This window comes from Deinococcus sp. YIM 77859 (assembly GCF_000745175.1).
GTDB lineage: Bacteria > Deinococcota > Deinococci > Deinococcales > Deinococcaceae > Deinococcus.
The window spans coordinates 103,072-128,676 of sequence record NZ_JQNI01000004.1; the positions used below are offsets into that span (position 1 = coordinate 103,072).

Below are 25,605 nucleotides of genomic sequence, written 5' to 3' on the forward strand. Positions count from 1 at the left end.
GCAGGATCTCCGCTCGCCCAGACTTTCCATGTCCTGCAGGAGCTGTGACTGAGATGGGTGACACCGGCGGACCTCAGAACGTGAAACGGCAGGACGTGGCCATGAACGCGGACTCGGCGGAAATCAAGTTCCCCCGCGAGTGGGCGGCAGCACTGTCGCATGAAGTGCGGACGCCCTTGGCGGGTATCCGCGGGTACGTCGAAGGCCTGGCCGACGGCGTTCTGAGCGGTGAGGACGCCCACCGCGGCGTGCTGCGCGAGGTGAGGCGGCTGGACGGGCTGGCCGCGGACCTGGCCTTACTGGCCGCGTCGAGCGCCGACACGCTGCCCCTCGACCCGCGTGTGTTCTCGCTGGGTGAACTTCTGGTTCCCCTGATGGAGCAGTACGCCACACTCGCCCAGGCGCAGCGGACGGCCGCGGTCCTCGAGGGGAACCTGGGCGCGACTGCCTTCGCTGATCCGCGGTATGTCGGCGTGGCGCTGTCAGCAGCGCTTCATAACGCTGTGTGCCATACCCCGGGTGGTCGCGTGACCATCACCGGTCAGCGGCGAGGGACGTGCGCAGTGGTGGTCATCGCGGACAGTGGCCACGGCTGCACCGAGGTGGAACTGGCCCGTGCCTTTGCCCCCTTTTTCCGAGGGGATGAGTCGCGCACACGCGCCCACGGTGACGTTGCCCCCGTTTTGAGGTCCAGCGCTGCCACCCCAGGTAGAACAGGGGGAGCGTATGGGTAAGGAACGACACAGTGAGGAGAAGGTCCTCGAAATCCTCGGGCGGATCGAGAACGGTGAAGCCATCGCTGCCGTGAGCCGCTCCACGGGCATCAGCCGCAAGACCATCCAGAACTGGAAGGCCACCTACAGCCGTCAACCCAAAACCGACGACGCCAAGCGGCTTAAACAGCTTGAAGACGAAAATGCTCGGCTGAAGAAGCTGGTCGCCGACCTGGCCCTCGACAACGCGATGTTGAAAGACGTCGTGGGAAAGAAGTGGTAGCGCCCGTGCAGCGCCGTGAAGCGGCGCGCTACCTCCAGAGCCATCACGGCGTCAGCGAACGTCGAGCATGCCGCGTGCTTGGTTTCGGCCGTTCCTCGCATCGCTACAAGGTTCGCAAAAATGATCAACAGTTGGGGGCGCGACTGGCAAAACTCGCCCAGGAGCGGCCTCGATTCGGATACCGACGACTGGAGGTGTTGTTGCGCCGCGAGGGTGAGGTCGTCAACCACAAGCGGGTCTACCGCGTCTACAAAGCGCTCGACCTGACTGTCAGGAAAAAGACCCGCAGAAAGCGGGTCGTGCAGCGTCGCACGCCGCTGTCAGTACCGACAGCGGCCAATCAGCGCTGGAGCACCGACTTCGTGAGCGACCAGCTCGCCAGTGGGCAGCGCTTTCGGGTGCTGAACGTGGTGGACGACTTCACGCGGGAGTGCGTGGTGTGCTTCGCCGACACCTCGATCACGGGCGACGGTGTCGCCCGTCTGCTGGCGGAGGCGATCAAAGAACGGGGCAAGCCCAAGGTCATCATCAGCGACAACGGCCCGGAGTTCACCAGTCGTGCCCTGGATGCTTGGGCACATCAGGAGGGGATCGAGCGGCATTTCATCGACCCAGGAAAACCCGTGCAGAACGCCTATATCGAGAGTTTCAACGGGCGCTTTCGGGACGAGTGCTTGGATCAGAATTGGTTCGTGAGCCTGCCTCAGGCCCGGTTGGTTCTGAGCGTGTGGCGACGCGACTATAACGGGGTTCGGCCGCACAGCTCGTTGGATAACCTGGCACCGCAAGAGTTCGCCCGCCGTTCGACGGGCTGAGGTAGGCTGCCATGAGGGGTCCAGGTTGGACCACAAAATGGGGCAGGCTCAACGGTGCCGGACCCGGCCTGGGCCTGACCGTGGCCCGCACCTTAATTCGTGCCATGCACGGCGAACTTTCTTTGAGCAGTCGTGGGCGAGGACTCGGAGCGCGGGTCCGATGCGTCCTCCCCACAACCGGCCCTTCGCCATGACGTCCTGAGTTCCTGGGTGCCAGACCTCTGCGAAGGGCCGGGGGCCAGGGCGGTGCAGGTCAGACACCTCCCGGCCCGTGCGGTGATCAAGGACGCGTTTCCACGCTCGCTTGTCTCTGCGGGTGCGTTGTGGCGCCCGAACCAAGAGGCGCAGGCCAGGCCCACAACACGCGTCTCTGGCCCTGACGGCAGGGAAGCTCTGGCTACGGGTGATCGACCTCAAGGAATGCCCAATGCCCCACTTTATCGAAGCTGAACACAAACTACGTACTGTTGCGGCAGTCAGAGCTGGAGGTCATGGCCAATTTGTACTGAAGCACAGGAGGAATGAGGTCATGCGGATCGGAGGCTGGCGCACCAGGGGAAGAGGGCAGCCCTTGAACGGGTCGTCTTGGGTGAGCCGCAGGCAAGCAGCCGAGCGGCGAACATGACACCCCTGCGCTGCTGCCCACCTGGTGAGGGGTTGCTCCGCCCAAAAGGAATGCGGGGGAACATCAACTTGAGGGTGATTGCATGCGACGGTGCCGTTTCGCCCGCAGCTGGAGCAGGCTGTCCCCGCTGTTCCACCTATGGGAGGGAAGGGCATGAACACGACGCAGTGGATCGTTACGCTGGTGGGCTTTGGTTTGATCGCCTGGATCGTCTGGTACTTCTGGTTGTACCGGCGGGAAAGCGTGCAGGCACACGCGAAGGAGGGGGGCATGCAGGAAATTGACGTGACGGTGAGGGGCGGGTACCAGCCCGCCGTGATCGAGGTGCAGGCCGGGCAGCCCGTCCGGCTGAACTTCACCCGGCGGGAGGCCAGTACCTGCGGGGAGGAAGTGGTCCTCCCGGCGTTCGGGCAGCGCGCGCACCTGCCGGAGAACCAGACCGTGCCCCTGGAGGTGACGCCCGCTCAGCCCGGCGAGTACGAATTCACCTGCGGGATGAACATGTACCGGGGCAAGATCGTCGCCCGCCAGGAGGGAGCAACGGTGAAGTAACAGGACACGCAGCAGGACCGGCTGGTGCCACCCGAACCCAAGCTCCTCAACGCCACGGGAGAATCACATGACGAACGCGCAACAGCAGGGAATGAGCAGCATGAACTCGATGATGCAGGACTGTATTCAAGCCTGTTCCGACTGTCACGACGTGTGCTTGCAGACGCTGACGTACTGCCTCCAGCAGGGCGGGCGGCACGCGGAGGCGTCGCATGTCCGCTTGCTGATGGACTGCGCGATGATCTGCCACACCAGTGAGGACTTCATGCTGCGCGGCTCGGAGTTGCACGCGCGGGTGTGTGGGGTCTGCGCGGAGGTGTGCGAGCGTTGTGCGCAAAGCTGCGAGGGAATGGGGGACGACCCGCAGATGCGAACGTGCGCGGACACCTGCCGCCGCTGCGCCGACTCCTGCCGGCAGATGGCGCAGGCCTGACACCAGGGCCAGATCGACAGGAACCCGCAGGGTGCGGGTTCCTGTTTTTATTGAAGTTGAACAGAGGGGCGCTACCTTGCCCTCGATCACGCGACTGTCCGCCCACCCCGGCGCGGACGTTGCGGGCAAGGAGTGACGCGTGATGATGGGAATGATGGGGTGTGGCGGGACAATGCTGCTGAGCGTGCTGTTGTGGGTAGCAGTCATCGCTGCCGTGGTGTACCTGATGGTGCGGCTCACCCGCGATGGGCACCGCGACGATGGGCGGGACCGGGCCTGGCAACTGGCGCGTGAGCGCTTCGCCCGTGGCGAGATCAACGCTGAGGAACTGGACGACCTGGAGCGCCGACTCCGCCCATGACCTGGAAGGCTGGTCGCCGGATGCGGGCCGTCTTGGCGCTGTGCATCGCCCTGAGCCTGAGTTGGCTCTCCGGCGCCGCCGCGCACGCCTTCCTGGTCAACACCCTCCCGCGGGCCGGGGCGCGCTTTAGCGAGGCGCCACGCCAGCTCGCATTGCAGTTCAGTGAACCGGTGAGTCCGCGCTCGGCCCAGGTCAGGGTCCGCGCCCTGAAGGGGGACGCACTGGAGGTTCGTGAGCTTCACCCTGGGGCCGACGCCCGGAACCTGCTGGCGACCCTGCCATCACTGAAGCCGGGCGTGTACGTGGTGTCCTGGCAGGTGGTGGCGGCGGACGGGCACCTCTCCAGCGGGGAGTTCGCCTTCGGCGTGGGTTCCGAGGGGGCGATCCCCGGGTTGCAGGACAACGTGGACGGGGTGCCGCTTCCCTGGGTGACGGGGAGCGCCCTGCTGCTGGTGGGGCTCGCCCTCGCGCTGGGCGGGTGGATCAGCGAGCGATACGTGTGGAGGGGGCAGAGCGTCCCGCGCGCGTGGATCGGCCTGGGCGCGGTTCTGGCCGTGCTGGGCGGCGCCGTGCAGCTCGTGTCCCTGGCTAGCGCTGGCCCGCAGGCCGTCAACACGGTCCTGACTGGCCGCCCGGGCGTCGCGGCGTCCCTGGCGCTGCTGGCCTTCCTGGTGAGCGCCCTCATGGCCAGGGGTCGCGCGCGGCCTTTCGTGGGCCTCCCGTTGGGCGTCGGGGCGCTGGCCGTGGCGTGGCAGGGGCACCTGGGCAACGCCGAGAGTTTCTGGTTCACGCCGCTCGGTCTGGCGCACCTGCTGCTCGCCGCGGTCTGGGTCGGAGCCCTGGTCCACCTCGCGCAGGTGCTGTGGTCGGGGAGGGCCACCGGGTGGACGGAAGGGATCAGGGCGGGCACCGGGCGGTACGCGGGGCTGGCGGCCTGGACGGTGGGGCCGCTCCTGCTGCTCGGTCTGGTCCTGGCGTGGCCGAAGTTCGCAGTCCCGGATGAACTGTGGACGACGCAGTACGGGCGGCTGCTCCTCGCCAAGGTCGCCGCAGCGCTCGCCGCCCTGGCGCTGGCCTGGCTGGCCCGCACTCGGGCGATGCCGTCCCGAACGACCACCCCCTCGCGCCTGTCGCGGTTGGTGCCCGGGGAAGCTGTCGCGCTGCTGGGCGTGTTGCTCCTGAGCGCGGGGCTGGTGAACGCCACCCCGCCGCAGGCGCTCACGGCCGCAAACATCCTCGGCGCGCCTCCTGCGGGCTCGGCGGTGCGCGCAGCCGATCAGGTCGGATTCCTGAGCGTGTACGTCACGGCCACCGAGGGGGAACTGCGCGTACAGGTCACGCAACCCACCGGAAAGCCGGGCGAGAAGACGCGTGTCTGGGTGAGTGGCGGGGGGCCTGCTGGAAGCTTCACGCTGTACCCGCGTTCCTGCGGCCGGGGGTGTTTTCGCGCTCCGTACGAGTGGAAGAATGGGGAAACGACTGTCCAGGTGAGGGTGACCGACCCGGAGTGGCCAGGTGGGAGGGCCACGGTGAAGCTGCGCTGGCCACCCGGCCCGGATCAGGCGGGGCGGCTCGCGCGGGTGGTGGAGGCCATGAAGCGTGCGGGAAGCTTTACCGTGACGGAGCAGGCGCTCAACAGCCTGGACCCGTCTCCCCATTCCTTTCCGCTGACGGCAGAGACGCTCGCCGCGACCGACCTCTACCTGGGCGGTGGGGCGGAGGACGTGCGGGAGGTGGGACGCGACGAAGAGGGCCACACCGTGCTGTCGCTGTTCGTTCCCGGCTCCAGCATCTGGTACGAGCTGCATGTCGACGGGCGCAACCGCATCCGGCGGGAACGGGTCGTTGGCCCCTCATACGCTGTCCAGCGTGAGATCGCGTACCCTCCATCCCAGAAAGGGGACTTGCCTTGACCAGCCGGATACAGTCCTTCACCGACCTGCGCATTCCGCTGGCGGCGGGCCTCTCCATGCTGGCGGCCGTCCTTCACGGCGGGGTGACCGGCGCGCATTTCGAGGAGTGGTTCGGGTACGGCCTGTTCTTCCTGGTGGCGACGGCCACGCAGTTCGTCTGGGGCGGCTTCCTGCTGCTGCGTTACTTTGAGACGAAAGCGGCGCAAAACGACCCTTTCCCCCGGGTGGGGAGCAGCCGACTGGAAGTGCCGTACTCCTGGGCTGGCGTGCTTGGGAACCTGCTGATCGCCGGGATGTACTTCGTCACCCGCACGGTCGGGATTCCCTTTTTCGGGCCGGAGGCGGGTGAGATTGAGCGATGGGACGCCTTTGGGCTGATCACCACCTCCCTGGAACTGCTGCTCGTGGCGCTGCTGCTGGTGATGATCACCGGGAGGCGGCATCAGCAGACCTGACCGGGTTGCCAGCGCCCCCAGGACCGCACTCTCGTCGCTGCCAATGTTCCCAGTCCTCGACCTGGAGGCCCGCGGTGGCCGCCACTTCACGGCCAGACGCCGCACCGGCCTCGTTTATTGCCTGCACGGTAGCGTCGTGGACGGGGAAAAGAGACAGCACGTCCGGTTGGGCGTCATGGTTGTGCGGGGGTTGCTCGGCAAGGTGCAGGAGGTCCACCCGCGACGGAAAGTCCGCAAAGATAAAGTGCCGCCGGGCGTGCTGATCGGGAAGACTGCGGTCGTCGTGGGGAGGTGAGGCGAAGCCCAGCCCCGTGGGAGGAACAAGGGGTGCAGCCGATCAGGTCAGGCCACTTGCGCCCGTGGGCACGAAGGGCTCATCCCTCCTCATTCCAGCCCTTCCTCGTAATGCACCCCGCCCAGGGCGTTGTTCAGGCCCTCCGCCAGGGTCGGGTGGATGTGGATCATGTCCTGCAAGTCGGTGTACCGCGCACCAAGCTGCATCGCCGTCACGAACTCGTGCACCAGTTCCGCTCCCTCGGCCATCAGCACCGCCGCACCCAGGATGCGGTCAGTCGCTGCGTCCGCCACCACCTTGATCAGTCCCCGCGTCTCCCCGAGGGCCCGCGCTTTGGCGACCTTGCGCGCCTCGTACCGCCCGATCTTCAGCTTGAAGCCCGCCGCCCGTGCCGCGCGTTCGGAAAGTCCCACTCGCCCGAGCTGGGGGTCGGTGAACACGCCCCACGGCACCACCCGGTCCCGGATGCTCAGGTCCTGCCCCTTGACGACGTTCTGGTAGATGATCCGCGCGTCATCCCGCGCGGTGTGCGTGAACATCGGCCCGCCCCGCACGTCCCCCAGCGCCCAGATGCCGGGCGCGGTCGTCTCCAGCCGGTCGTTGATCCGGATGAAGCCGTGCTCGTCGAGGTCCACGCCGGCGTGCTCCAGACCGAGCCCATCCGTGTTCGGCACGCGCCCTGCGGCGATCATCAGGTGGGTTCCGGCATAGGTGCGGTCCTCGCCGTCCACCGTGGCCGTGACCCGCACGTGCCCCTCGCCGCCCTCCACGCGCTGCGCACGTGCCTCCACGACGACCTCGATGCCCTCGGCCTCCAGTGCCTCCCTCAGCGCCGTCGTGATGTCTTCGTCCTCGCTCGCCAACAGGTGCGGCGCACTTTGCAACACCGTCACGTCACTGCCGAAGCGGCGGTACATCTGTGCGAACTCCCCCCCGATGTACCCGCCGCCCACGATGACCAGGTGCGGGGGGACCTCACGCAGTTCCATCGCCGTGGTGGAGTCGAGGAACGGCACGCCCTCCAGCCCCTCGATCCCAGGCACCCGGTTGCGCGTTCCGACCGCGATGAAGACCCGCTCCGCACTGATCTCCTCCCCGTTCACCTCCAAGCGGCGCTCCCCAACGAACCGCGCGTTCCCACGAATCAGGGTGAGGTTCTTGTTCTGCGCGACGTTCCGCTCGGACCCGGCGCGGATGCTGCGCACGAGATCGTCCTTGCGGTCCACCACCCGGCCGAGATGCACGCGCACCTCGCCGGTCTCCACGCCCCACTGCTCGCTCAGGTAAGCCAGGTGCGCGACCCGGGCGCTGGCGATCATCGTCTTGGTGGGAATGCAGCCCCGGTTCAGGCACGTCCCGCCGAGTTCCGCGCGTTCGATCAAGGCCGTCTTGAAGCCCTTGTACGCGAGGCGGTGCGCCAGGGGCACGCCAGCCATCCCACCACCCAGCACGATGGCGTCGTAGTGCGTGCCTATTCCCGTGCTCGGGGCCACCCCTTGGGTCTCCTGCGAGGCGTCACTGGCAGGATCGCTGGGGCGGGCGATGGACTCGAACGTCGCCTGGTCACGGGTGTCCTCAATCTTGTTCACGTCGGGTTGAGTGCGGTCGTTCGGCTGGTCCGGCATGTTGACCTCCTGGGGAGGGGGAAGGGAGCGGCTGCGGCTTGTATCAGGCGGGAGTGGAGGGAGCGCCGCTGGCCTGGCGCTTCAGCCGGCGCTGGCCGAGCCACAGGGCGAACACGAAGTACCCGGTGGCGAGGGCCAGGACGAGCGGCATGGTCCGGCCCAGGAACCCCGCGACGACCCCGCCGCCGAAACCACCAATCAGCAGCGCAAGCAGGACGGGCAGATGACAGGGGCACAGCAGCAGGGCACTGCCGAGCAGCAGGTATGCGCGGAGGTGGCTCACCGGCTTCCTCAGCAGCATCCGGCACGCCCTTTCTCGGCGGGGGTCTGGAGGGCGGCCAGGGTGCGGTTCACGTTCCCCAGGCAGCAGCTTCCCTGGGGGTTGTTCACCTCGCACCCGCAGCGTCCGGCCTGGATGTGCGCCTGGATCGACTGAGGAATGGCTCCGGGATGTCCCTCCCGGACGGCGTGCTCCAGATCGGCGCGGGTATGACCAAAGCAGTAGCAGACGGGGGTGAGCCCTCGCTCGTCCCTCTGGAAGACGGGCACCTTCACTTCCGCCTGCTGGTAGGTCTGGGAGGCGCTGAAGTACACGACGTCGCAGGCCGCGTCCGGGCAGAAGCGGTGCGTCTCCTGCGGATCGAGGGTGGCGAGCGCCGCTGGAGTCAGCAGGGCCTTGAGGGTGATGAGCTTCACGGCCCTGGCCGTGGTGGCACAAACAGGACAGGTGGTCACCGCGACCGGCATGGTCGGAGCGCAGCAATCAGGGGTGGTCATGCCCCGAGGCTAGGATCTCCCGCCCAGGGGAGAGTCAAGCCCTGGGCGTGTCTTCCAGGTAGACGCATCCCGCGGAATCGCAGGCGGGGTCGGGGTGTTCCTCCGCCCACGTCACCCTGGCCTGCAACTGCGCTTCGAGCGCCTGGAGTTGCGCGATCTGTGCCCGCACCGTCTTCAGATGCGCGTCGAGGTCAGCCTTGACGTGCGCGCAGGGTTTCTGCCCGTCCTGACGGGCCAGGAGAATCCGGCGGATCTCGTCGAGGGTGAAGCCGGTGGCCTGCGCGGAGCGGATGAAGCGGACCTGCTCGGTGGCCTCGGGCGGGTAGTGTCGGTAGCCGCTGGGGCGGCGCTCCACGGTCAGCAGGCCGAAGTCCGTCCAGTAGCGCAAGGCCTTGACGCTCTCGCCGGTCAACGCGGCGAGTTGACCGATGGGCATGTCAGCGAGGTCCGTCATGCCCTGATCCTGACCGATCCGTGGGAAGTGATGGTGACGCGGCGCGGCAGGTAGGCCGGACCAGAGTGAAAAACGCTTCAAGTTTCCGGCAGTCATTTGGGTGAGCAAGTCCGAGGTCGTGTGGATGAACCCACGCGCTCGGCGGTTCCGGGCCGTCCACTCGGTCGCCGCATGTGATTGGGGAGCCCGAGGTGGGCTCAGGAACGCGGGCCTTGACGGTCTCGCCGGTCTCGTGAGCGAGACGCTCCCTGGAGCGCTCGTCCGGCAGGGTTATCCGAGGGGCATAAGGGCGCTTGGGGGCGGACGTGGGATGGCGGCTCCCGTCCGCCAAGTCGAGGCGAAGCAGGCGATGGAGCTAGGCACCGGGCGCCGGGACCTCTCGCGGCGCAGCTCCCCAGGCTACCCAGACGGCCAGACCCGCCAGGAGGGCCAGCAAGGTCAGTGACCACCCATACCCCCCGGAGACGGTGTAGAGCCAGCCCACGCCCAGCGGCGTGAACGCCTGCGCGAGGTTCACCGGCCGCGCCATGCGCCCATTTGCCGTTCCAAAGGTCTCCGTCGGGTACTGCCGGGTCAGCAGCTCCGCCCGCGCCAGGGTGAGGGCGCCGCTCGCTATGCCGAACAGGACGATGCCGCTGACCGTCAGGGGAAGAGCTGCCGGGAAGTGCAGCAGCAGCGCCCCGAGTTCCAGTCCGGCGAACAGACAGCATCACGGTCAGCGGTAGGGTGCCCAGTCGCTCCAGCAGGGGCACGAACACCACCCGTCCGGGCAGGGCGGTCAGCCCCGCTGCCAGCACCGGAGCGGACCCAGCGGCCAGCAGCAGTGGAGCGAGTTGCAACCCCACTCCGACGGTCACGATCCGGGCGAGGGTGAAGGCCAGGGTCAGCCGGACAAAGGTGCGGTCCGGGGTGAAGGAAAGCGGCACGGTTCCCACCGTCGTCCTGCCGTCCTTCGGCAGCGCCCGCCAGCTCAACAGGCCGACCGCGAGCAGCAACGCCGCGAGCCCGAACAGCGCCCCACGCAGCCCACCCGTCAGCAGGGCGGTGGTGAGCGGGACGAAGATCGTGCTCGCCAGCCCGGCGACCAGAGTTGATCGTCAGGGTGGCCCGGGTGCGCTCCTTGCCGCTCACCACCTGCCCCAGGACGGTGAACACGGCCTCGTAGAAGGTCAGGGCCATCGCCACACCGGCCAGCAGCCATCCGATCACGAAGGGGACGTAGCTCGACGACAGGGCCAGGAGCACGAAGGCCAGGCTGCCCAGCACCGCACCCCCGCCGATCAGGACCCGGCCGCCGCGCGCATCGAGGGCACGACCCACCGCCGGGGCAACCAGGGCCGTGACCAGGAGGGCCAGGGTGAAGGCGATGCCCGTCTGAGTGCGGGTCCAGCCCCGCTGATGCTCAGCAGCCACCGCGAGCAGCGGTTGGGCGTAGTATAGGGCACCGTAGCTGACGGTGGAGAGGACGGCCAGCGTCCACACGAGCGGGCGCTGGCCTCCCTGGAAGTCGGGCATCAGCCCAGCAGGATCAGGTCGGCGCTCGTCGGGCCACAACAGCCACTCTCAGGCGCACAGCCTCCAGCGTTCTGCGCCTGATTCGTCGCAGGTTGACCGCAAGAGTCAGCCGCCTTGCACTGCACGCCCGGCGTCCGCAAATGAACGATGACCCGCCCGGCCTGGGGTTCGACGTGCGTGACGTGGTACTGCATGGCCGGAGTCACGCTGTTGCCGTACTCGAAGCGGACCTCCGCCTCCCCACGCACGGGGACGCTCCTGGCCACCCGGTCGTAGATCCCCAGGAACTTGCGGGTGGTCATGAAGCCCGCCTGCGCTTCCTGAGCATTGCCGTCCTTGAGCTGGATGACCGTCTCGCGCCAGGCGTCCGCGCGCCCGCCGCAGTCCATCGACTCGATGGTCACGGCCTTGACCTCGGTGACGTGGTAGCCGGGACCGACCAGCAGCTCGCCGTGCAGGTGGAATTCCAGGGGAAGTTGCGGTTGGACCCGGAGGGCGTCGAGGAGTGCAAGCGTCGAGGTCTGGTCATGGATGCCGGGAATGGTCTGGGTCATGGCGTTCTCCTGGAGCGAGAGGTGCATCAGAGTGGCGGACTGAGGGCAGGCGTCTTGAAACTCGCGGGACGCCAGCAGGGCAGTAGGAGCGGTCGAGTGAGAGATCCGGGCGAAGCCGAGGCGTGGGAAGTAGGTCTCGGCGGTGGTGGTGAGCAGGTAGATCTCCTGAAGTCCCTGGGAGCGAGCCTGGTGGAGGACCTCGCCCACGAGTTGCGCCGCGATGCCCTGTCCCTGAGCAGAGGGCGTGACCGCCACCGAGCGCAGCAGGCCGACGCTGCCGTGGGGCTCCAGTCCGGCGAGCCCGAGCAATTCGTCGCCTTCAGCGAGGAGGAAGGTGCCCAGGTGGTCCTCGACGTCCGCCGTGGGTAGATCGAGGGCCGAAAGCAGGGCGAGGATGGCGGGCAGATCGGCAGGGGCAGCACCTCGAATCAACACGCGCAGCCCCCTTCCCCGTCGAGTTCGGCCTGAAGTGCCCCGGCCAGGCCGGTCAGCAGACGGAGGGCCGCGGTCCGGTCCTGCTCTGGGAGGCGGGCCAGCACCTGGGCGGACTGGGCGTTGAGCTGGGCGTTGAGGTCCTGGGCGGCCGTATGCCCGGTGTCGGTCAGGCGCAGCAGCAGGGCGCGGCGGTCCCCGGGGTGTGGCGTCTTGGCGAGCAGGCCCTGTTCCACCAGGTCGTCGGTGCTGCGGCTGAGCCACGCCTTGTCCAGGTTGAGGCTGCGCGTCAGGGCCGTGAGGGTCTGGTCGCCCTCGCGCTCCAGGGTGGTGAGGATCACGCATTGGGTGGCGGACTGCACGTCGCAGCAGGCGAAGTTGCGCTGCTGCAACTCGGTGAACAGCCGCGTTACCGTGCGGAGTAGCGCCCCTGTCTGACTCACCTCCTCCACTTTGTTGTCTTTAGCAACGGTCATGCGGCGACTGTACGCTCGTCCCACTTGGTTGTCAATAACAACTAAAGGAGACAACAGGAGGCGAGCGGGCACACCTCTCCCCTGGGCTTCGTTCTCAGTTCACTTCCCGCTTAGGCGCGAACTCCTGAGCATGTTGCGGCTGGGTTTCGATAGGCTCGGCGGGGCTCAGCAAGTGGCTGGCGGTGGCTGCCAGCGCGGCGCCGCGCAGGGGGGCGGCCCAGTACAGCCAGTGGGCGGTCCAGATGCCGCTTGCCAGGGCGGGACCAAAGGAGCGCGCCGGATTCATGCTCGCCCCGGTGATCGGGCCACCCATCGTGGCCTCCAGCGCCACGACGCCGCCCACCACCCAGGGCAGCCCCGAGCGCAGGGCGACGAGCAGCAGGAAGAAGGTCAGCACCGTTTCGAGGACGAACGCCTGAGCCACACTCCCGGCGGGAACCGTGGCACCGAGGTGGCCCCGGAGTCCGAAGAGCGCCAGCAGCACGAAGGCCGCCACGCCTGAGCCGAGCAGTTGAGCGGCGACGTAGGGCAGGACCCTCCCGGGTGGGAAGCGGCCCGACAGCCACAGCGCGAAGGTGGCCGCCGGGTTGATGTGCGCCCCGCTGATGGGTGCGAAGGTGGCGATCACGGCCGTCACAGTCAGCCCGAACACGGCGGCCACGCCAAGGTGCCCAAGCGCCCCCGTTTGTGCCTGCACGACCGCCGCGCCGGGGCCGAAGAACACCAGGGCGAAGGTGCCCAGCGCTTCGGCGACCAAGGCACGCGACAGGGGAACGGTCACGTCAGGCGACGGAGACGGCGGGGCTGTCCCCGTAGGACTCGGGCACCGGCTTCCCGTCTTTCAGTGCCTGCACGAAGGCCTCGAACTGCCCCTGGAGCTGGTCACGCACCGTGCGCCAGCGGTCGAGACTCCCGCCGCTGGGATCGACGAAGGGATAGTGCAGCCGGTGCGTCCGGCCCGGGTAGGCGGGGCAGGCTTCTGCCGCCGAGTCGCAGACGGTGATCACGTAGTCGAAGTTCTGGGGGTCCGGCACATCCCACAAGGTCTTGCTGGTGTGCCCGTCGAGGTTCAGCCCGACCTCCGCCATCATGGTCTTCGCCTCGTCCTTCACCCGCGTAGCTTCTGTCCCAGCCGAATGCACGTCGAGGTCGAGACCGGCGCGTTGCGCGGCGGCACGGGTCAGGGCCTCAGCCATCTGGGAGCGGGCGGAGTTGTGGGTGCAGAGGATCAGGACGCGCTTCACGCCCTCAGCATATGAATTTCGCTTGATGCGTCAAACCGGAGAGGTCCGCAAAAATCTCGGTGAGGAGGGCGCCACCCAACCGGAACAGTTGATCCTGCCGCAGGTGGTAGTAGGTGTTCTTGCCGCGCTGCTCAGAAGTCACCAACTCGGCCTCCTGCAGGATGCCCAGGTGATAGGAGACCTTCGATTGAGGTAGGTCCAGCAGGGCTTCCAGGTCGCAGACGCAGCGCTCGCCCCCGGCGAGGTGCCGGATCAGGTCATAGCGGATCTCGTGGGAGAGCGCCTTGAGCTGGTCAAGCACGCCGGGAACAGCCAGGGTCGTCACCCAACCACTCTAGGGGATGGGACGCTTCAGCAAAAACCAATCTGGTTTGTTAGGACCCGGCCCCTTCATAACGGGCCAGGCCCCGGTGCCAGACCAGCAGCCCCAGGGCGAACACCCCCACGCCCACCGGTAGGGTGAGCCACCCGAGCAGGGCGTACTCCCCGCGCAGCAGTCCTGCCGCCGGGTAGAAGGCCAGGAAGGCGTAGGGCAGCACGAAGGTCAGCACGAAGCGCACGGCCGCCGGGTAGAGGGTCAACGGGTAGCGGGAGAAGTTGATGGTGTTGTAGGCGAGGGGGAAGAACCCGATGCCCCGCTCCTGCGTCCAGAAGCTGGTGCTCGCCGCGGCCACCCACAAGCCGCCGTACACCAGCCAAGCGCCGAGGATGCCTGCCAGGGCCACCAGCACGTCGAGCCCCGTCCAGGTGAAGCCCAACCGCGCTGACGCAATGGCAAGCACTACCACGCCCAAGAGCACTCCATTCAGGGCCTGCGGGCGCAGCAACTCCAACTGCACCTGGAGCAGGCTGTTCAGGGGCCGGGTCAGGATGCGGTCGAGTTCACCCCCCACGACGTAGCGGCCCCCCACGTCCGACAGTGCGGCGAAGGACGCGTTGAACAGCGCGAAGGGGATCAGGAAGAAGCCGTAGATGAACAGCGCCTCCTCGAACGACCAGCCCCCCAGGGCCTGCACCCGGCTGAACACCACCGCCAGGAAGGCCAGGTCCACCGCCTGCAACAGCAGGTCGGAGCCCACCTGCACGAAGAAGTCGGCCCGGTACGACAGCCGGGCCTGAGCGAGCAAGGCGACGTAGGCCCCCACCAACCTCAAGTGCCGCCGCACGTTCAGCCCCCCTGCACGGTGAGCTGCCCCAGCGCGCGGCGCCACAGCACCCGGACCAGGACGAAGAGCAGGGCTGCCCAGACCGTTTGCACCAGCAGCCCCCGCGTGACGTTCATTTCCCCCAGATACATCGCCACCGGGGTATACGTGACCGCCTGGAACGGCAGCCAGGCCAGGACCGCCTGCGCCCACTCCGGGAAGAACGTCAGGGGGATCAGGACCCCGCCCAGCAGGTCCACCATCGCGTTCTTCGCCCGCTGGAGGCCAACCGTGTGCTCGGTGAAGACGGCACAGAGGCCGACGAGCAGGTTCAGTTGCGAGTACACCACGAAGGCCAACACCGTCCCGGCCAGGAACCCGGCAGCGGCGAGCGGACCGGCCGGTGGCCGCAATGGGTAGACCAGGGCGATCAGCACGGCGGCGGGCAGGGTAAAGATCACGGCCCGAACCAGCGCCTCCCCCGCTGCGCTGGCGAGCCGGGACCAGGGGTAGTCCACCGGGCGCAGCAGGGACAGCGCGATGTCGCCGCGCCGCACCTCCTCAGTCACCTCGCGGTCGAGGGGGTTGGTGTACAGTGAGCGCAGCACCCAGGCGACCGCGACATAGGTCAGGCCTTCCAGGGGAGTCAGGCCCCCCACCTGATCCTTCCCCTGGTAGATGGCGCGGGCGCGGGCGGCGTACACGCTGACGTAGATGAAGTACGAACCGATGCCGATGAAAAAGCGCGTGCGGGTGGCGATCAGGTCCGCGAAGCGCAGGCGGGCGAAGCCCCAGTACACCCCTCTATCCGTCATGCCGCCCCCGCTCGTACAGCTCCCGCACCACGTCCTCGATGCTTGCCTCCCGCAGTTGCAGGTCGTCCACCGGGACGGCGGAGAGCGCCCGGGACACCAGGTCCGGGGTCCGCACCCGGCGCCCGTCGTACACCGTGCTGTAGCGGCCCTGCCCCTCGTCCGTCCAGCTCAGGTGGAAGGGTTGGGTCGCGGCATTCAGGGCGCGTAGGTTACCCCCAGAGGAGACGACGGTGATCCGGTCTCCCCGCCCCAGGTCCTCCCTCAGGGCCCGGGTCGTGCCGTCGAAGATCAGTTGCCCGGCGTCGATGACCAGCACCCGGTCGCTGATGGCCTCCACGTCTCCGAGGTCGTGGGTGGTCAGCAGCAGCGTGGTGCCGAACTCGCGGTTGATCCGGCGCAGGAACTCGCGGATACGGGCCTTGACGCTCACGTCCAGCCCGATGGTGGGCTCGTCGAGGAACACCACCCGGGGGTCGTGCAGCAGGGCGGCAGCGAGGTCGGCGCGGACCCGCTGCCCCAGGGAGAGCTTGCGGGCGGGGGTGGCGAGCAGCCGGCCGAGGTCGAGTACCTGGTCGAACAGCGCCAGCCGCTCCTGAAAGACGGGCTCGGGGATGGCGTAGACCCGTTGCAGCAGGCGGAGGGATTCGATCACCGCCAGGTCGAACCAGAGCGTCGTGCGCTGCCCGAAGACCACGCCGATGTGCCGGACGTACTGCTGCCGGTCCCGGTGCGGGTGATAGCCCAGAACGCACAACTCCCCGCCGCTGGGCTTGAGGATGCCCGCCAGCATCTTCACGGTGGTGGACTTCCCCGCGCCGTTCGGGCCGAGGTACGCGACGCTCTCCCCCGGCTGGAGGGCGAAGCTCACATCCTGCACCGCCTGCACCGCCCGGTACTCGGGGTGCAGCAGGTCCTGGAAGGCCCCGCGCAGGCCCGGTCGCCGGATGGGTACCCGGTAGCGGCGTTGGAGGTGGTGGGCGTGGATGATGGGGTCGCTCATGGCCGCAGGAGGGCAGCCTAGAGCTTCCAGTCTGGTGGAAGGTCAAGCCCGGCCGAGGGCCGAGCGTTCGATGATGCCGCACACGCTGCCGCCGCACCCCTCCACGTCGGCTTCCACCCGCAGGGCCAGCAGTTCGGCGCGGAACCGGGTGAGGGCCTGGAGGTGCCGGTCCACCTCCGCGAGCCTGGCGTCGAGCAGGGAGCGGACATGCGCGCAGGGGGGTTCTCCCCGCTCGCGGACCTGGAGGACTTCGGCGATGTCTTCCAGGCGGAGGCCGACGGCCTTGGCCTGGACGATGAAGTGCAGTCGGGCGCGGTCGGCTGCCCCGTATTGCCGGTAGCCGCTGGTGGACCGGCCGGGGGCGGGGAGCAGGCCGATGCTCTCGTAGTAGCGCAGGGTTTTGGGGTTGAGGTGGAACTCGGCGGCGAGTTCACCGATGCGGACGGGGGAGGTGGACATGAGGGCTCCTAGCAGGAAGGGGGTGGGCGCAGCGCGCCGGGCGTCAGGAGGATTGTCGGTCATGGGGGCACGGTGGGAAGGGCCAATGGGTTCAGAGCGGAGGGTTCTATACGATAGGAACAATCCGAGACTTGGCCGCTGGAGTTGCTGCTCGTGGCGCTCCTGCTCGTGATGCTCGGACACCGGCGTTTCCTGCAGAGGGAGGGGCGCTGCGGTGAGGTTCACGGGTGAGGTGACCAGGCTCCCCACCGGTCACCCGTTCATCCCGGCACCGATCCCCAGCTTTACAGGAACTTAACGGCCTGCCGGTAGCCTCACGCTGGAGGTGAGTGTCTTGTCCCCAAAGAGCCGGGCCACCCTGGTCTTCGGCAACGCCCGGGTCCGCGCCGTTCAACAGCCGCAAGTGAGGCAGGGAACCAAAGAACCGGTCGGGCAGACGACGAACATCAGGCGCAGGTTGCGGACCGGTCACCCGGCTGCCAACGGCCTTGAGTGGTCGAGGGCCGTCCTCCAGACCGCCGCGTCCGGGTCGCCGGGCGGGCCAGGCCGGGACGCCCGGATCAAGGGGCGGCGGACATGGTGGTCCAGCCTGGGGCCGGAGAACAGGCCGTCCCGTAAGCGCGCCCGGCGAGGTGGGTGCGCTCAGGAGCGGGACCGGCCCGTTGACCTGGAGGCCCAGTGCCCACCGTGCTGATCGTGGATGACGACCCGGCCATCCTGGAAATCCTGCGGGTGTACCTGCGCCAGGAGGGCTTCCGGGTGCTGGAAGCCCGCGACGGCACGCGGGCGCTGAGCCTGTTGCCGCAGGCAAATGTGGCGGTGCTCGACTGGATGCTGCCGGGCATGACCGGCCTGGAACTCGCGCGGCGGGCCCACGCCACCTTTCCCGAGCTGCCCCTCCTGATGCTGACCGCACGCGACGGGGAAGAGGACAAACTGCGCGGTCTGGAGGGCGGTGCCGACGACTATGTCACCAAGCCCTTCTCCCCGCGTGAGGTGGTCGCGCGCGTCAAGGTGCTGCTGCGCCGCGTGGGCGTGCGGGAGGTCATCGAGCACGGCGAGTTGCGCCTGGACGTGCGCGCGCGGGCCGCCACCCTGCGCGGTGAACCCCTCGGCCTGTCCAAGCTGGAATTCGACTTGCTCTTCACCCTGGCGCAGTACCCGGGGCTGGCCTGGACCCGCGAGCGGCTGCTGGAGCGGGTGTGGGGCCTGGACTATCCCCGGATGGAGCGCGTGGTGGACGTCCATGTCACGGGACTGCGCCGGAAGCTTGGGGACGACGCCGAGCGCCCCCGGTACATTGAGACGGTGCGCGGCGTGGGCTACCGGTTTCGGGAGGACGGGCAGGACGAAAGCCCGAGGACGCCATGAACTTCTTCTTCAAGATGCTGCTGTCGCACGTGTTGATCGTCGTCGTCGCCCTCGGCGCCCTGCTGCTGTTCGCCGAGCTGCTGGCCCCGGCCTTTGTCCGCGGCCATGTCGAGCAGATGGTCGCCCTGATCGGCCCGCGCGGCGCGGAGCTGCGCCCTGACCTCGAGCGCGGCGTGCGCGGCACCCTCACGTCCGCGCTGCTGGCATCCCTGCCGCTCGCGCTGCTGGTGGCGGCCGTCACCGCCCTGCCGTCCGCCCGGCGGGTGGTGCGCAGCGTGGGCCTGCTGAGCGAGGGCAGCCGCGCCCTCGCGTCGGGGCGCTACGAGCGCCGTCTCCCGGAGGAGGGCAACGACGAGCTCACCGACCTCGCGCGCAGCTTTAACCGCATGGCGGCGGCCCTCGGGCAGGTCGAGCAGGAGCGCACCGACCTGATCACCAACGTCGCGCACGAACTGCGCACCCCCATTGCCGCGCTGCGCGGCTACACCGAGGCGCTGGCGGACGGTGTGATGGAACCCAAAGCGGCACGTGCGGCGCTGCAACGTGAGGTGAGCGCGCTGGAACGCCTCGCCCATGACCTGAGCCTGGTCTCGCGGGTGGAGCGCGGCACCCTGGAACTGCACGTCAGCACCTTCCCACCTGCGGACCTCCTGCAGGCCGCGCGGGAGCGCTTCGAGGGGGCCTACGACGAGAAGGGCGTCGTCCTCGCGGTGCAGGTGACGTCGGACCTGCCCCAGGTGCGCGCGGATTTCGGACGCGCCGCGCAGGTGCTGGCCAACCTCCTCACCAACGCCTTGCGGCACACCCCCCGGGTGGACAGGTCGCCGCCGGCGCCGCCCTTGAAGGCACCTTCGTGCGGTTCTTCGTCGCGGACACCGGAGGCGGGATCGCTGCGGAGCACCTGCCCCGGGTGTTCGAGCGCTTCTACCGGGTGGACGCCGCACGTTCCCGTGGGGAGGGCGGCAGCGGGGTGGGCCTCACCATTGCACGCGGCCTGGTCGAGCGTATGGGCGGGCAGATCAGCGCGGAGAGTACCCCCGGCCAGGGCAGCCGCTTTGCCTTCACGCTGCCCGCCGCAGTTTGAAGGGGCAGCCGCGGTGCTGGCAGAAGGGTGAGGTCGAAACGCCGACTTTACCCCCTGCCGTTTGGTTCGTGGAGGACCGGCAACGGCGGGCCGCCGTGTGCCTGAGCTGGGGTGCAGGACCGGGTGGGGGACCCGGCGACACGGCGCGTGATGCCGCTTGTCCAGCGGGGCGACCGGGGGTGCGCGGGTTGCCTGCCGGGTTCGGTCGCCCTGACCCTCTTCCGCAGGGCGGCAGGACGGGAAAAGAGACCGGCGGGACATTCGTTGCCACGCTGTCCCGCCGGTCGGTGGCTTCAGGTCTGGGGCGGCGGGGCCAGCGTCTCGGCGAGCCGCACCAGCAGTTCCTCGGCCCGCTCGTACCCCGGCCGCAGGTACACGGTGGCGAAGGTCGTCCAGTCCTGCACGGCGGCGACTTCCTGGCCGTTCTCGTGCAGTTTCAGGTGCGGGTACACGCCGTACTCCACGTGGCAGCCGAACGCGCTGGCGACGTCCTCGAGCCGCCGGGTGTTCTCGTCCGTCCAGGTCAGGGTGTAGGGGAGGGCGAAGCAGGGCTTCCCACAACTGCCGCCCAGACCCACCAGCGGGAAGCCGGCGACCGTCTGCGGGTCCTGCCGGATCCGGACGCGTTCAAGGAAGGCGAGGCGGTCCCGGGCGGCCTCCCGCTGGGGAAGCTTCTGGGCGGCAATCCAGGGGCCAACCGTCAATTTGGTCATGGGTCTCCTTGAGGGGCAGGAAGGCGAAGCTGAGCAGCCATCCGGTGAGGGCGGCGAGCGTGACAGCGCCGGACGTGAGCGTCACGCTCCAGCCCAGCAGGCCCGTGTAGGCCAGGGTAGGCAGCGTGAGCGCGAACAGCGTGGCGGGAACGAGGGCGGCGAACACCTGAAAGGCGCGGGCCTGCTGCGCGGCGGGCCGCAGCCAGGCGGCGTACCCGTCGGCGAGCAGGCCGGTCGCGAGCAGCGCGGGCAGCAGCACGTAGTTGACATGCACGAGCAGCATCAGCACGGAGCTGAGCGTCACGATCAGGGTGAGGCCCAGCGGGGGCAGCGCGAAGCGCCGCACGGCGAACAGCAGGGTGCCGGTCAGCAGGGCCGCCTGCACCAGCACGCCCGCCACGCCGAGCGCCTGGGTGAGTTCACCCCCCTGTCCGAGTTCGCCCGCTTCCGTCAGCGGGTTGGCATACGTGGTGAAGAAGGTCAGGAGTGCCAGCAGCAGCGCGAGGGACGCCAGGGCGGGCCACGGGGCGCGGGTTTCGCCGCGGGCGAGCGCCGCCCGCAGCGGTCCTGTCACCATCAGCCCGGCCCCCAGGGCGAGCAGCAGGTGCGGCGGGCTCAGCAGCGCCTCGACGCTCACCTCGATGCCGAACAGGGTGTGCCACACCAGGTCGCTCACGCCGCCGAGGGCGAACAGGCCCGCGCCCACCAACGCGGGCCCGTACCCGGCCGGCATCACCCCCGGCCGCAGCCCGCCCTCACGCAGCGCCGTCCCGGCCAGCAGCAGGGCCAGCAGGGCGAACCCCGCGTACAGCAGCCCGTGCCAGGGTGTGAAGAAGCTCTCCAGGGCGAAGCGGTGGTGCGCCCAGGCGTCGAGGTGCACGCCGAACAGCATCAGGCTGCCGAGTCCCACCACCGCCCAGTCGAAGGTGCCTGTGGCAAAGGTGAGGGGGGCAAGGCCGCGGGTGGGGCGACGGGTGGTCATGGGTGGGCCTTCCTTCCAGGCAGGAGAACGGGGGGGCTTCAGACCGGGACCGGCGTGGCCGAGGGCGTACCGGCTGGCACGGCTTCTGGGCGGACGGGCGGGCGGAAGGCGCGCAGCCGCAGGGCATTGCTGAGCACGAAGACGCTGGAGAAGCCCATCGCCGCCGCCGCCAGGACCGGGCTGAGCAGCCACCCCAAGGCGGGGTACAGCACGCCTGCCGCGACCGGGATCAGGATGATGTTGTAGGCGAAGGCCCAGAAGAGGTTGAGCTTGATGTTCCGCAGCGTGGCGCGGCTGAGGGCCAGGGCGTTGGGCACGCCGCGCAAGTCGCCCGACATCAGGATCACGTCGGCGGTCTCCACCGCCACGTCCGTGCCCGTCCCGATGGCGAGGCCCACGTCGGCCTGGGCCAGCGCGGGGGCGTCGTTGATGCCGTCGCCCACGAAGGCGACTTTGTGGCCCTTCACCTGCAGCGCCTTCACCGCGTCACTCTTCCCACTGGGCAGCACCTCGGCCAGCACCTCGTCGATGCCGAGCTGGCGGGCGATGGCATTCGCGGTGCGGGCGTTGTCCCCCGTGATCATGGCGACCTTGAGCCCCTGCCGGTGGAGGGCCTGGACCGCCTCCGGGCTGCCGGCCTTGATGGGGTCAGCCACCGCGATCACGGCGGCGAGTTGCCCATCGATGGCGGCGTACAGGGGGCTCTTGCCCTCGTCCCCGAGTTGCGCCGCCTGGGCCGCGAACTCGCTCACATTCAGCCCGAGGTGGTGCATGTACCGGTCGGCGCCGACCTGCACCAGGCGGCCTTCCACCCGCGCCTCCAGGCCATATCCAGGCACCGCTTCGAAGTGCTCGGGTGGCACGGTGGCGACATGTTCCGTCTTCGCGGCGTCCACGATGGCGCGCGCAATGGGGTGTTCGCTCGGCTCCTCGGCCGCCGCGACCAGCCTCAGCACGTCCACGCGCTGGAAGCCGGAGGCGGTGACGAGGTCGGTGAGTTCGGGCTTGCCCTTGGTGAGGGTGCCGGTCTTGTCTACGGCCACCACGTTCACGCTTTGCAGGCCTTCCAGCGCCGTGCCGTTGCGGAAGAGCACGCCGAGTTCAGCGGCTTTGCCGGTGCCGACCATGATGCTGGTGGGGGTGGCCAGGCCCATCGCGCAGGGGCAGGCGATGATCAGGACGGCGACCGTGTTCACCAGGGCGAAGCCCAGCGCCTGCGGCCCGCCCACGACCATCCAGATCAGGAAGGTGAGCGCGGCGATGCCCAGCACGATGGGCACGAAGACGGAGACGACCCTGTCCGCCAGCCCCTGGATGGGGGGCTTGGAGCCCTGCGCGCTCTCCACCAGCTTGATGATCTGCGCCAGCGCCGTGTCCGCGCCGATCCGGGTGGCCCTGAACTGGAAGGCGCCGTTCTGGTTGAGGGTGCCGCCCACGACCGACGCGCCGGCCTGCTTGGCGACCGGGATGGGTTCCCCGGTGATCATGCTCTCGTCCACGAAGCTCGCGCCGGAGACGACCTCCCCGTCCACCGGCACCTTCTCACCGGGGCGCACCGAGATCAGGTCACCGATCAGCACCTCGTCCACCGGCAGTTCGAGTTCCTGGCCGCCGCGGACCACGCGCGCAGTCTTGGCCTGCAGGCTCAGCAGCTTCTTCATCGCCTCGCTGGAGCGGCCCTTGGCGATGGCCTCGAAGTACTTGCCCAGCAGGATCAGCGTGATGACGACCGCGCTGGCCTCGTAGTACACGTGCGCCGTGCCTTCGGGGAAAATCTGAGGCGCCAGGGTCACGAGCAGGCTGTAGAAGAAGGCCGCGCTGGTGCCGATCATCACCAGGGCGTTCATGTCGGGGGAACGGTGGGCGAGGCTCTTCCAGCCCAGGCGGTAGAAGCGCAGTCCCGGGCCGAACTGCACGGGGGCCGCGAGGGCCAGCATGATCCAGTTCAGGGTGCCCTGGCCCAGCCGCTCGGTCAGCCACATATGGAAGGGCATGGAGAGCATCGGCACCATCGCCAGGATCAGCAGCGGCAGGGCGAAGAGGGCGCTGAAGGTCACTGCGTGGCGCAGGCCCCGCACTTCCCGCGCGCGGGCCTCCCGCTCCTGGTCGCTGCGGTCCCGGCCCGCCTCGCTTTCGAGCACCGCGTATCCGGCCGCCTGCACGGCAGCCTTGAGCTGGCCCACGCTGACGGTGGACGGCAGGTAGCGGACGCTGGCACGTTCGGTGGCGAGGTTCACCGAGGCGTCGAGCACACCGTCCACCTTGCGCAGGGCGCGCTCGACGCGCGCCACGCAGCTCGCGCAGGTCATGCCCTGCACGCTCAGGTCCGCTTCGCCCACCAGCGGCTCGTACCCGATGTCCTTGACCTGCGCCAGCAGTGCCTGCGGGCTGGTCTGCTCGGGATCATACGTGACGGTGGCGCGTTCGGTCGCCAGGTTCACGCTGGCACGTTCGACCCCTCCACCTTCTGCAGGCTCCGCTCGACCCGCCCGACGCAACTGGCGCAGGTCATGCCCTGAACTCCCAGTTCAACTGTCTTGCTCATCTTCGCTCCTATCCCCCTCAGGGGGGTACGGGAGAAGCATACGCCACTCAGCACTGTGGAGCAACTATGCCTGCGCTTTTCAGGGGAGGGGCGCCGAAATACTCCCCCAAATACCTTGACATCCCCCCCTATAGGGTCTAAGATTTGGCCATGACCACCGAACTGACCGTGACGGGCATGACCTGCGGACACTGCGAGAAAGCCGTCCAGAATGCGCTGAAGAGCGTGCCCGGCGTGCAAGACGTCCATGTGAACCTGCGGGAAGGCACGGCCACCGTGCAGGGTGAGGCGGACCCGCAGGCCCTCGTCACCGCCGTGGCCGAAGAAGGCTACGGCGCCCAGGTCCGCGCCTAACGTGACCGCCGCGAAAGCCGACCCCACCACCTGTCACCCCAGCAGCCCGGCCACCGGCCACCTGTGCATGCCGGAGGACGCGCGCAAACGCGCCGCCCGGCGGCTGAAGATCGCCCGGGGGCACCTCGACAGCATCGTCGCGATGCTGGAAAAGGACGACGCCTACTGCGTCGACGTGCTGCGGCAGCTCAAGGCCGTGCAGGGTGCGCTCTCCGGGGCAGGCGAGGTCGTGCTGCGCGGGCACCTCGAAGCGCACGTCGCCACCGCCTCCACCCGGGGTGACAGCGTCGAGATCGTCGAAGAACTGATGGAAGCCCTCAAGTACACCTGAGCGCCACAGCGTCGCAACAGCGGTCTACCAGGAAGGTAGACCGCTGTTCGGATTCCACCCCAAGGTGAGCCTTCACTGGCCAACTGAGCGGGAACCCCTCCGTGTGACCGCCATCAGGTCGCCTCAAGTGTATTTGAGCGCGTGCATCAGCTCATTCACGATCTCCGAGGTGTCACCCCTGGACTCCGCGGTGGCCACATGGGCTTCCAGGTGACCCCGCAAGACCACCTCACCGGTCCCTGCCAGCGCGCCCTGCACAGCCTTGAGCTGTTTGAGGACATCCACGCAATACACGTTCGGGTCCTCCAGCATCCTCTGAATGCTTTCCAGATGGCCGTGGGCGATGGCGAGGCGCCGCCGGGCGGCCTTACGGCTGGACTCGGGCATGCACAAGGTGTGTTCCCCATGCAGGCAATGGCTGTCTTTCTTGGTGGTGGTCATCGGTTGGCCGCCAGGCCCAGGGGAGGGACAGCGCCTTCGGCACACGAAGCCAGGTGACCTTTCAGACGACACCGCACGAAAAACTGGTTGCGTCTCACAGCAACGCCTCCAGCCGAAAAGGATTCATGTGCCGGAACGCCTCGGCCAGCGTGGCCCCGCTGTGGCTCAGGAGGCCGTGGCTCAGGGCGTCGGCCTTGTTCATCTCCAGATGCAGGGCTCGCCCGAGTTCCAGGTCGTCGCCACTCACCTCCCCGCTGGGGACGATGTGCTGGAGCGCGTTGCCGTCTAGCCGGGCACGGAGCATCTGCGCGGTGAAACGCATCTGACTTTCCAGGACGTTCATGGCCTGCTGCTTGAGGGCGAACGTGCTGCCAATCTCCACCACGCAGTTCGGGTGCAGGGGCGTCATGAAGTACACGGACGGAATCAGGTGCGGGGGGTGTCCGCCGCATTCCTCCTGTCGCCATGTGCGACCCGCGATAGCCGCGGCCTCGAGGTACAGCAGCATGGCCACCCGGCGGTCTGGATCCAGGTCCTGGTAGGAGTGTTCGGGGTCCTGTGTGATCAGGATGTCCGGGCGAAGTTCGCGGAACATTCTGACCAGGGTGATCTTGGAAGGCAGGTCCAGACTCACCTCCCCGGCAGCAAAGTCCAGGAACCGGACCGATTGCACGCCGAGGACGCGTGCGGCGTCCTCGATGCCGACCCGCGACTCAGGCCGGGCGAGTGTCACGGCAGCATGCACGCTGTCTCCGGCAGCCACGTGTTTGGCGAGGGTTCCGCCGACTTCTACAATTTCAAGACCGAAGGTCGCCAGCATCAGGATGGTTCTGGGCATGAGAG

General features: G+C 68.4%; 31 protein-coding genes and 2 pseudogenes. 13 read left to right on the forward strand and 20 right to left on the reverse strand.

Annotation, left to right across the window (positions count from 1 at the left end; all coding sequences use genetic code 11):
* Nucleotides 1-53: 53 nt before the first annotated feature.
* The 8 genes from EI73_RS13705 (at nucleotide 54) to EI73_RS13740 (ending at nucleotide 6,150) form a co-directional block, all read left to right on the forward strand.
* A complete protein-coding gene (locus tag EI73_RS13705) occupies nucleotides 54-734 on the forward strand; it encodes a cell wall metabolism sensor histidine kinase WalK (protein WP_051935634.1) in 681 nt (226 codons plus the stop codon).
* Nucleotides 727-996 carry a transposase gene (locus tag EI73_RS13710; RefSeq protein WP_034388595.1) on the forward strand — a complete coding sequence of 90 codons (270 nt, stop codon included), beginning with the start codon at nucleotides 727-729 and terminating at the stop codon, nucleotides 994-996. Before EI73_RS13705 ends, EI73_RS13710 begins: the two co-directional genes overlap by 8 nt.
* A 5-nt stretch (nucleotides 997-1,001) precedes the next feature.
* Nucleotides 1,002-1,811, forward strand: coding sequence for an IS3 family transposase (locus EI73_RS13715; protein ID WP_197050787.1), 810 nt, complete (start codon nucleotides 1,002-1,004; stop codon nucleotides 1,809-1,811).
* 778 nt (nucleotides 1,812-2,589) lie between these two features.
* The gene (locus EI73_RS13720) at nucleotides 2,590-2,988 is read left to right on the forward strand and encodes a cupredoxin domain-containing protein (protein WP_034388598.1); all 399 of its coding nucleotides are present in this window, start codon (nucleotides 2,590-2,592) and stop codon (nucleotides 2,986-2,988) included.
* A 67-nt stretch (nucleotides 2,989-3,055) separates the two neighbouring features.
* Entirely contained in the window at nucleotides 3,056-3,421 is a 366-nt protein-coding gene (locus tag EI73_RS13725; protein WP_034388600.1) for a four-helix bundle copper-binding protein, read from the forward strand.
* A gap of 142 nt (nucleotides 3,422-3,563) precedes the next feature.
* On the forward strand, nucleotides 3,564-3,782 hold the full coding sequence (locus EI73_RS13730; RefSeq protein WP_034388603.1) for a hypothetical protein: 219 nt from the start codon (nucleotides 3,564-3,566) through the stop codon (nucleotides 3,780-3,782).
* Nucleotides 3,779-5,695 (forward strand): copper resistance CopC family protein, encoded by a 1,917-nt coding sequence (locus tag EI73_RS13735; RefSeq protein ID WP_051935636.1) that lies wholly within the window; start codon nucleotides 3,779-3,781, stop codon nucleotides 5,693-5,695. The genes EI73_RS13730 and EI73_RS13735 overlap by 4 nt, the downstream gene beginning before the upstream one ends.
* A complete protein-coding gene (locus EI73_RS13740; protein ID WP_034388608.1) occupies nucleotides 5,692-6,150 on the forward strand; it encodes a hypothetical protein in 459 nt (152 codons plus the stop codon). The genes EI73_RS13735 and EI73_RS13740 overlap by 4 nt, the downstream gene beginning before the upstream one ends.
* Nucleotides 6,151-6,534: 384 nt before the next feature.
* On the opposite strand, the gene EI73_RS13750 is transcribed toward EI73_RS13740, so the two are convergent.
* From EI73_RS13750 to EI73_RS13820, 15 genes are all read right to left on the reverse strand, one after another.
* Nucleotides 6,535-8,070, reverse strand: a complete 1,536-nt coding sequence (locus EI73_RS13750; RefSeq protein ID WP_081909090.1) for a mercuric reductase — start codon at nucleotides 8,068-8,070, stop codon at nucleotides 6,535-6,537.
* 43 nt (nucleotides 8,071-8,113) lie between these two features.
* Nucleotides 8,114-8,353 (reverse strand): hypothetical protein, encoded by a 240-nt coding sequence (locus EI73_RS13755; protein ID WP_231557360.1) that lies wholly within the window; start codon nucleotides 8,351-8,353, stop codon nucleotides 8,114-8,116.
* A gap of 8 nt (nucleotides 8,354-8,361) precedes the next feature.
* Nucleotides 8,362-8,847 (reverse strand): copper chaperone Copz family protein, encoded by a 486-nt coding sequence (locus tag EI73_RS13760; protein WP_034388613.1) that lies wholly within the window; start codon nucleotides 8,845-8,847, stop codon nucleotides 8,362-8,364.
* 34 nt (nucleotides 8,848-8,881) lie between these two features.
* Nucleotides 8,882-9,301 carry a MerR family DNA-binding protein gene (locus EI73_RS13765; protein ID WP_051935637.1) on the reverse strand — a complete coding sequence of 140 codons (420 nt, stop codon included), beginning with the start codon at nucleotides 9,299-9,301 and terminating at the stop codon, nucleotides 8,882-8,884.
* Nucleotides 9,302-9,656: 355 nt separating this feature from the next.
* Nucleotides 9,657-9,830, reverse strand: a complete 174-nt coding sequence (locus EI73_RS16750) for a hypothetical protein (RefSeq protein WP_231557361.1) — start codon at nucleotides 9,828-9,830, stop codon at nucleotides 9,657-9,659.
* Between the two features lie 113 nt (nucleotides 9,831-9,943).
* Complete coding sequence (locus tag EI73_RS15715; RefSeq protein ID WP_051935638.1) at nucleotides 9,944-10,816, reverse strand: MFS transporter; 873 nt, start codon at nucleotides 10,814-10,816, stop codon at nucleotides 9,944-9,946.
* Nucleotides 10,816-11,805, reverse strand: coding sequence for an arsenic resistance N-acetyltransferase ArsN2 (arsN2, locus tag EI73_RS16050; protein ID WP_231557362.1), 990 nt, complete (start codon nucleotides 11,803-11,805; stop codon nucleotides 10,816-10,818). The genes EI73_RS15715 and arsN2 overlap by 1 nt, the downstream gene beginning before the upstream one ends.
* Nucleotides 11,799-12,278: a MarR family winged helix-turn-helix transcriptional regulator gene (locus EI73_RS13785; protein ID WP_034389079.1), complete on the reverse strand. Its 480-nt coding sequence runs from the start codon at nucleotides 12,276-12,278 to the stop codon at nucleotides 11,799-11,801. The genes arsN2 and EI73_RS13785 overlap by 7 nt, the downstream gene beginning before the upstream one ends.
* Nucleotides 12,279-12,372: 94 nt before the next feature.
* Nucleotides 12,373-13,059, reverse strand: coding sequence for an MIP/aquaporin family protein (locus tag EI73_RS13790; protein ID WP_051935639.1), 687 nt, complete (start codon nucleotides 13,057-13,059; stop codon nucleotides 12,373-12,375).
* Between the two features lies 1 nt (nucleotide 13,060).
* Entirely contained in the window at nucleotides 13,061-13,522 is a 462-nt protein-coding gene (locus tag EI73_RS13795) for an arsenate reductase ArsC (protein ID WP_034388615.1), read from the reverse strand.
* Between the two features lie 4 nt (nucleotides 13,523-13,526).
* Nucleotides 13,527-13,838 carry a metalloregulator ArsR/SmtB family transcription factor gene (locus EI73_RS13800; RefSeq protein WP_081909135.1) on the reverse strand — a complete coding sequence of 104 codons (312 nt, stop codon included), beginning with the start codon at nucleotides 13,836-13,838 and terminating at the stop codon, nucleotides 13,527-13,529.
* 58 nt (nucleotides 13,839-13,896) lie between these two features.
* Nucleotides 13,897-14,688 (reverse strand): ABC transporter permease, encoded by a 792-nt coding sequence (locus EI73_RS13805; RefSeq protein WP_034388619.1) that lies wholly within the window; start codon nucleotides 14,686-14,688, stop codon nucleotides 13,897-13,899.
* Nucleotides 14,689-14,690: 2 nt separating this feature from the next.
* Entirely contained in the window at nucleotides 14,691-15,482 is a 792-nt protein-coding gene (locus EI73_RS13810; RefSeq protein ID WP_034388622.1) for an ABC-2 family transporter protein, read from the reverse strand.
* Nucleotides 15,472-16,482: an ATP-binding cassette domain-containing protein gene (locus EI73_RS13815; RefSeq protein ID WP_034388625.1), complete on the reverse strand. Its 1,011-nt coding sequence runs from the start codon at nucleotides 16,480-16,482 to the stop codon at nucleotides 15,472-15,474. Before EI73_RS13815 ends, EI73_RS13810 begins: the two co-directional genes overlap by 11 nt.
* A gap of 42 nt (nucleotides 16,483-16,524) precedes the next feature.
* On the reverse strand, nucleotides 16,525-16,941 hold the full coding sequence (locus EI73_RS13820; RefSeq protein WP_034389083.1) for a heavy metal-responsive transcriptional regulator: 417 nt from the start codon (nucleotides 16,939-16,941) through the stop codon (nucleotides 16,525-16,527).
* 678 nt (nucleotides 16,942-17,619) lie between these two features.
* Here EI73_RS13820 and EI73_RS13825 point away from each other — a divergent pair.
* From EI73_RS13825 to EI73_RS17020, 3 genes and pseudogenes are all read left to right on the forward strand, one after another.
* The gene (locus EI73_RS13825) at nucleotides 17,620-18,312 is read left to right on the forward strand and encodes a response regulator transcription factor (RefSeq protein WP_034388627.1); all 693 of its coding nucleotides are present in this window, start codon (nucleotides 17,620-17,622) and stop codon (nucleotides 18,310-18,312) included.
* 116 nt (nucleotides 18,313-18,428) lie between these two features.
* Nucleotides 18,429-18,860 (forward strand): annotated as a pseudogene (locus EI73_RS17015) (HAMP domain-containing protein); the annotation flags it as partial.
* 305 nt (nucleotides 18,861-19,165) lie between these two features.
* Entirely contained in the window at nucleotides 19,166-19,396 is a 231-nt protein-coding gene (locus tag EI73_RS17020) for a sensor histidine kinase (protein ID WP_369699476.1), read from the forward strand.
* Nucleotides 19,397-19,689: 293 nt separating this feature from the next.
* Here the strand turns inward: EI73_RS17020 and EI73_RS13835 are convergent, their stop codons facing one another.
* The 3 genes and pseudogenes from EI73_RS13835 to EI73_RS13845 all read right to left on the reverse strand — a co-directional run bounded on the left by EI73_RS13835 (nucleotide 19,690) and on the right by EI73_RS13845 (nucleotide 23,636).
* Complete coding sequence (locus EI73_RS13835) at nucleotides 19,690-20,109, reverse strand: hypothetical protein (RefSeq protein WP_034388630.1); 420 nt, start codon at nucleotides 20,107-20,109, stop codon at nucleotides 19,690-19,692.
* Complete coding sequence (locus EI73_RS13840) at nucleotides 20,024-21,091, reverse strand: hypothetical protein (RefSeq protein ID WP_197050788.1); 1,068 nt, start codon at nucleotides 21,089-21,091, stop codon at nucleotides 20,024-20,026. Before EI73_RS13840 ends, EI73_RS13835 begins: the two co-directional genes overlap by 86 nt.
* Nucleotides 21,092-21,129: 38 nt before the next feature.
* Nucleotides 21,130-23,636 (reverse strand): annotated as a pseudogene (locus EI73_RS13845) (heavy metal translocating P-type ATPase).
* Nucleotides 23,637-23,786: 150 nt separating this feature from the next.
* Between EI73_RS13845 and EI73_RS13850 the strand changes: the two are divergent.
* Both EI73_RS13850 and EI73_RS13855 read left to right on the forward strand, forming a co-directional pair.
* On the forward strand, nucleotides 23,787-23,990 hold the full coding sequence (locus tag EI73_RS13850) for a heavy-metal-associated domain-containing protein (RefSeq protein WP_034388632.1): 204 nt from the start codon (nucleotides 23,787-23,789) through the stop codon (nucleotides 23,988-23,990).
* 67 nt (nucleotides 23,991-24,057) lie between these two features.
* Nucleotides 24,058-24,321, forward strand: a complete 264-nt coding sequence (locus tag EI73_RS13855; RefSeq protein WP_034389086.1) for a metal-sensitive transcriptional regulator — start codon at nucleotides 24,058-24,060, stop codon at nucleotides 24,319-24,321.
* A 123-nt stretch (nucleotides 24,322-24,444) separates the two neighbouring features.
* Here the strand turns inward: EI73_RS13855 and EI73_RS13860 are convergent, their stop codons facing one another.
* Nucleotides 24,445-24,762, reverse strand: coding sequence for a metal-sensitive transcriptional regulator (locus EI73_RS13860; RefSeq protein WP_034388633.1), 318 nt, complete (start codon nucleotides 24,760-24,762; stop codon nucleotides 24,445-24,447).
* A 94-nt stretch (nucleotides 24,763-24,856) separates the two neighbouring features.
* Nucleotides 24,857-25,600 (reverse strand): PIG-L deacetylase family protein, encoded by a 744-nt coding sequence (locus EI73_RS16760; RefSeq protein WP_034388635.1) that lies wholly within the window; start codon nucleotides 25,598-25,600, stop codon nucleotides 24,857-24,859.
* Between the last annotated feature and the right edge of the window lie 5 nt (nucleotides 25,601-25,605).